This window comes from Mesorhizobium sp. M1A.F.Ca.IN.020.06.1.1, from assembly GCF_004023265.1.
Classification (GTDB): domain Bacteria; phylum Pseudomonadota; class Alphaproteobacteria; order Rhizobiales; family Rhizobiaceae; genus Mesorhizobium.
Genome location: NZ_RZSR01000331.1, coordinates 1 through 5,645, shown reverse-complemented (window position 1 = coordinate 5,645; position 5,645 = coordinate 1). Strand labels below are relative to the sequence as shown.

5 protein-coding genes are annotated in these 5,645 nt (G+C 64.1%); all 5 read right to left on the bottom strand.

The features are described from left to right. Positions 1 to 13: 13 nt before the first annotated feature. Positions 14 to 1,990, bottom strand: coding sequence for a cytochrome c oxidase subunit I (ctaD, locus tag EOA60_RS16125; protein ID WP_095826016.1), 1,977 nt, complete (start codon positions 1,988 to 1,990; stop codon positions 14 to 16). After that, positions 1,987 to 3,000 (bottom strand): cytochrome c oxidase subunit II, encoded by a 1,014-nt coding sequence (gene coxB / locus EOA60_RS16120; RefSeq protein ID WP_245322489.1) that lies wholly within the window; start codon positions 2,998 to 3,000, stop codon positions 1,987 to 1,989. Before coxB ends, ctaD begins: the two co-directional genes overlap by 4 nt. Next, positions 2,997 to 3,530, bottom strand: a complete 534-nt coding sequence (locus EOA60_RS16115; RefSeq protein WP_095826015.1) for a c-type cytochrome — start codon at positions 3,528 to 3,530, stop codon at positions 2,997 to 2,999. The genes coxB and EOA60_RS16115 overlap by 4 nt, the downstream gene beginning before the upstream one ends. Continuing rightward, positions 3,527 to 4,327: a substrate-binding domain-containing protein gene (locus tag EOA60_RS16110; protein WP_245322488.1), complete on the bottom strand. Its 801-nt coding sequence runs from the start codon at positions 4,325 to 4,327 to the stop codon at positions 3,527 to 3,529. The genes EOA60_RS16115 and EOA60_RS16110 overlap by 4 nt, the downstream gene beginning before the upstream one ends. A 49-nt stretch (positions 4,328 to 4,376) precedes the next feature. After that, positions 4,377 to 5,645, bottom strand: a 1,269-nt coding sequence (locus EOA60_RS16105; protein ID WP_128311588.1) for a PQQ-binding-like beta-propeller repeat protein, incomplete at its 5' end; no start/stop codon positions are given.

Sequence of the window (5,645 nt, the reverse complement as noted above, 5' to 3'; positions counted from 1 at the left end):
GCGGGACGCTGCTTCATTCCTCGTCCTCCGGCGTATCTTTCGGCCAGAACCAGCCGATCAGGGTGATCGCGATCGGCGCGGCGCCCCAGACGATCGCCCAGGGCGTGAAGATCGAATACAGAAAGGTGCCGCCGACAGCGATCGCAGCGAACAAGGGCCAGATCGACGGCGTCGCCGATTTCTCGCGGATATCGGGATGCGCTTCCGCCACCGTCGAGATGAGGAGCTCGCGCACATCGACGCGAAGGCCGGTGGCGACGGGAAGGGCCTCGCGTTCGGCCCAGAGCGGCTCGACATTCGTGACGATTGGAATGCGCGCGAAATTATAGCTTGGAGGCGGCGAAGACGTGGCCCATTCCAGCGTGCCGGCATCCCAGGGATTGTCGCCGGCCGGCGCGCCTTTCAAGGCGCCATGCACGAGGTTGAAGGTGAACAGCACGAAGCTCAGGAAGAAGAGCACCGCGCCGCCGGTGATGAACAGGTTGATGTTCCCCCAGCCAAGCTCGGCCGGATAGGTATAGACCCTGCGCGGCATGCCCCACAGGCCGACAAGGTGCATCGGGAAGAAGGCCGCGTTGAAGCCGATGAAGGCCAGCCAGAAATGCCAGCGTCCGAGGCGCTCGCTCATCATGCGGCCGGTGATCTTGGGGAACCAGAAATAGGCGGCACCCAGCAGTGGGAAAACCGAGCCGCCGATCAGCACATAGTGGAAATGCGCGACGACGAAATAGGTGTCGTGCACCTGCAGGTCGAGCGGCACCGAGGCCAGCATGACACCGGTGAGACCGCCAATGACGAAGATGAAGAAGAAACCGAAGACGAAGAGCAACGGCGTGCGGATCACCGGTCTGCCGTCCCACAAGGTCGCCAGCCAGCAAAAGATCTGCACGCCGTTGGGAATGGCGATCAACATGCTGGATGCCGTGAAGAAGCTTGCACCGAGCTTCGGCAATCCCGTCGCGAACATGTGGTGGACCCAGAGACCGAACGACAGGAAGCCGACCGCCATCAACGACAGGACCAGCCCGAGATAGCCGAACGCCGGCCTTCGAGCGAAAGCGGGAATGATCGCGGAGACGATGCCTGTCGCCGGCAGGAAGATGATGTAGACCTCGGGGTGACCGAAGAACCAGAACAGGTGCTGGAACAGCAGGGCGTCGCCGCCCTCCGCTGGATTGAAAATATGCGTTCCGACCAGCCGGTCGAGGATCAGGAAGGTCGAGGTGATCATGACCGCCGGCATGGCGAAGACGACGACGAATGAGGTCACCAGCAACGCCCAGACATAGAGCGGGATCTTGTCCAGCGACATGCCTGCCGCACGCTGCTTCAATACGGTGACAACGGTCGCGACGGCGACCGCCAGCGATGAGACCTCGGTATAGGTGATCATCTGCGCCCACACGTCGGCGCGCTTGCCGGGACTGAATTCGGGACCTGACAGCGGCACATAGGCGAACCAGCCGACATCCGGCGCCATTGCAAGGGCGAAGGACACCCAGGCGAAGAGACCTCCCGAGACATAAATCCAGTAACTGAACGCGTTCAGGCGCGGAAAGGCGATGTTGCGGCTGCCGACCATCAGCGGCACCAGATAGATGCCGGTCGCCTGCACGATGGGCACGGCAAACAGGAACATCATGGTGACGCCATGCATGGTGAACAGCTGGTTGTAGAGGTCCGGCCCGATCAGGCCGCGTTGCGGTCCCGAAAGCTGGATGCGCATGGCGACGGCGCTCAGCCCGCCCAGGCACAGAAACCCGAATGCCGTGATCAGATAGCGCCTTGCGACGACCTTGTGATCAACGCTGGACAACGCGCCGATGATGCCGGGCGGCGTCCGCCATGTGCGCGCGAGCCAGCGGTGAAGGCTGGCATCGTCCATGCCGGTGTCGCGCGGCCCATCACGTTCGGGGGCAACGTCGCCCTTGGCAGTCGCCTTACGTTCCGGCGGCAGGTCGCGTTCGCTGGCCAGGTCCGCGCTGCTCATTTCAGGCCCTCGAGATAGGCGACGATCGCGTTGAGCTCGTCGCCATTGAGCTCGACCACCGGCATGTGGGAGCCGGGCTTGATGCCTTGCGGATCGGCTATCCAGGCGGCGAGATTGCCGCGGCTCATCCTCAAGGTTCCCGCGGCAAGTGTTTGCCGGCTGGCAATATGGGTGAGATCCGGAGCGACCGTTCCGCCCGCGGGCGTGCCGCCGATCTTGTGGCACATCACGCAGGGACGCTTGAGAAACAAGTCCGCGCCCGCCTTCGCCTCGTCGCCCGTCGGGGCCGCGGCCGGCTGCAGCTGGTCGTTCCACCAGGCGTCGAACTTTGCCCGCGGCTCGGCGATGATAAAGGTGCCCATGTTCGCATGCTGCGCGCCGCAGAACTCGGCGCACTGGCCGCGATAGGTTCCGGGCTTGTCCGCCTTGATATCCAGCACGTTCATGTGACCGGGGATGAGGTCGAGCTTGCCGGCCAGACTTGGGATCCAGAAGGAATGGATCACATCGGTCGAGGTCAGAAGAAGCCGCACCGGTTCGCCGGCGGGGATGTGGATTTCGTTCGCCGTCGTCAGGATGCGGCTCGGCGTGGCATCCTCATAGCGCACCTCCCACCACCACTGGTGCCCGGTCACCCGAATGGTGAGCGCAGCGTTCGAGCCGATTGCCGCAAGCGTCCTGTTGGCCAAGAAGCTGAGCAGGGTCAGCCCGACCAGCGTCGCTGCGGTCAGCCCGACAGCGATGACCACAACGCGCAATTTGCGATGGTCGGCGCTGGCGTCGAGCATCAGCGGCTCGGTGCGCCTGGGTGGCCGCATCAACAGCGGTGCGGCGAGAGCGATCATCACCAGCACCCACACTACCGAGCAAAGCCCTATGAAGAACCAGATCAGCCATGCCAACTCGTTCGCCGCGGGGCCTTTCGGGTCGAGGGCCGATTGCCAGCCCGCGCATCCCTGGAGAGAAAGGACGCTTGCCGCGGCAAACGCCATCGAGGCGAGGCCTTTCACGGCGACTTCCCCAGCGTGGCGGCATCCGGCATGCGGTTTTCCGACGGATGGGGCATCATGTCGTCATTTCGCTGTGGCGCAGCGGAAGAGGGCGCGTTGCCGCTTAGCGAACGCACGAAGGCCGCCAGTTCCCAGATCTGATCGTCGGGGATCTTGTTGCGGAAGCTCGGCATCCCGTTCGGACGTCCGTCGCGGATGGTGGCGTGAATGCTTTCCATCGAGCTGCCATAGATCCATTTCTGGTCCATCAGCGCCGGGCCCATGCCGCCGCCGCCATTGGCGTGGCATCCCGAACAGTTGAACCAGCCGAACAGGCGCTTGCCCTCGCTGAGATGAAAGGCGTTCGCCTCGAAGCTCGCCGCCTTGTTGTTGCTGGCGGAGGGCCTTTGGCCGCCAGGTTCCAGCGTAGTCACGGGCGTCGGCTGCCCGCCGGAGCCGAGCGAAGATTGCGGGCGCGTGTCCCGCTCCTCGCGCTGGCATGCCGCCAAGGCGAGCGTCACGGACAGCAGCGTCGCGAGACCCAGCCTCATCGCACCGGGCTCCCGGCGATGTCGAGAAGCGGAACGCCATATTGCGTCAGAACCGCGTCGATCTCGGCCTTGTGCCTGGCGAGCGCGCTATTCACATCGCCGCGCAGTCGCTCGTCCTCGCGCCGAACGCCCATCGAGATGTCGTACATCAGTGGCAGTTGCGGTCCATCGATGCGAGGTGTGACCGGCGTGATCCGGAGCGGCACCTTTTGCTTCGTAGCGAAGTAACCGGCGAGCGGGCCCCAGACCACGGCGACGTCGACCTCGCCGCTCGCGACAGCTTCCACAATGCGCGCCGCGGGGTTGGGAGCGGAATAGTCGCCGTAGACCGGGTAGCCGACGAGATGTCCGACAATGCCGCGACGGCCGAGCGCCTGGACCGGCGGCGAATTGGCGCCGTCATCGCCGATGAGCTGAACGCCGATGCGCATGTCGCGCAGCCGTGGATCGTTAAAGGACGTTACGTCCGGTCCATCCTGTCGTGCGACAAAGACGTAGGAGGATCTGTAGTAGGGCGAGGTGGTGCGTAGCATTTCGACATTTGCCGGCGTTCCGAGCACCAGATCGCAAAGCCCCGCTTTCAGCGTGTTGCGAACGAAGCCGCGGCGCTGCGCCCACCAGGTGTAGGTAAGCTTCGCGCCAAGGTCGGCCGCAACGATCTCGGCGATCTTGTTCTCGAAGCCTTCGCCGCTGGCGTCGGAGAACGGCATGTTGTTGGGATCGGCGCAGGCGCGCAGTTCCCGCGCATCCGCCGCGCCGGCCAGAACCAGCCAGACCAACGCGACGAGACCGGCCACGAGGGCCCGCGGGGCGGATCTTTTCGCCAGTGCCGTCGGTTTGAATGCATCAAGGCAGTCGGAACACATAGAGCGTGCCTCCCGCCGTTGTCGTGTTTTTCAAGTCCTTCATCGCGTTGACGAAACCGAGCGCAGCAGTGGCATCGCGCGGGTCGAGATCGCCCGAGACGATGGCGCCGGCCCAGCCGCCGACGCCGGACAGGATCGCGACATATTGGTGTCCGTCGGGGCCGCGATAAGTCACCGGCTGGCCGATGATGCCGGAGGAGGTCTTGAACTGCCAAAGCAGTTCGCCGGTCTTCGCGCTGACGGCCTTGAACCAGCCTTCCATGGTTCCGTAGAAGACGATATCGCCGGCGGTTACGACCGCGCCGCTCCATACCGGGAAGTTTTCCTTGAGGCTCCAGGCCGGTTTCTCCGCGGCGATATCCCACGCGGTGAAGGCCCCGCGATTGCCGCCGGGGCCCGGAATCATGCGCACGTTCATTCCGACATAGGGTGTGCCGGCGATGTAGTTCACCTCGACGCCTTGTTCGTCCATGCACAGATTGTTGTGCGGGATGTAGAGCAGGCCCGTCTTCGGCGAGAAGGCGGAAGGCTGCCAGTCCTTGAGGCCCGAGGCGGTCGGGCAGATGTCGCGGACGACCTTGCCGGTCCCGGTCTTCTTGTCGGGGTTTGCCATCAGCCTGCCCGTCTTGAGATCCACACCCTTGCTGGAGTTGACGGGGCCATAGGGTTTTGCGGACAGGACCTCGCCGGTGGTGCGATCAAGGACGTAGAGATAGCCGTTGCGCTCCGGCCGGACCAGCACCTTGCGCGGCTTGCCCTGCCAGTTCATGTCGAGCAGGATCTGCTCATTGATGCCGTCATAGTCGTGCAGATCGTGCGGCGTCCACTGATAGAACCATTTGGCCGCTCCGGTATCGGGATCGCGGGCAAAAATGCCCGATGTCCATTTGTTGTCGCCGGGGCGCAGGTCAGGGTTCCAGGGGCCTGGATTGCCGGTGCCGTGGAAGATCAGATTGAGATCGGGATCATACGAGATCCAGCCCCACATATTGCCGCCGCCGATCTTCCAGGCCTCCGGCGGCCAGGTCGTCACACCGAGGTCCCTGCCCTTGTCCATGTCGTAATGCGGCTTGAAATCCGGGCCGATCAGCACCTCCTTGTCGGGACCCGTGCTGTAAGCCGTCCAGACGACATGGCCATCGCCGGCGTCGAGCGCCTTGACCCAGCCGCGTACGCCCATCTCGCCGCCCGAATTGCCGACGAGCACTTTGCCCTTCACCACCAGCGGCGCCATGGTGAGGGTCTCGCC

Excerpts from the sequence above, each read along its gene's own strand:
- EOA60_RS16115 (WP_095826015.1), bottom strand. The coding sequence starts at position 3,530 with ATGAGGCTGGGTCTCGCGACGCTGCTGTCCGTGACGCTCGCCTTGGCG.
- ctaD (WP_095826016.1), bottom strand. The coding sequence starts at position 1,990 with ATGAGCAGCGCGGACCTGGCCAGCGAACGCGACCTGCCGCCGGAACGT.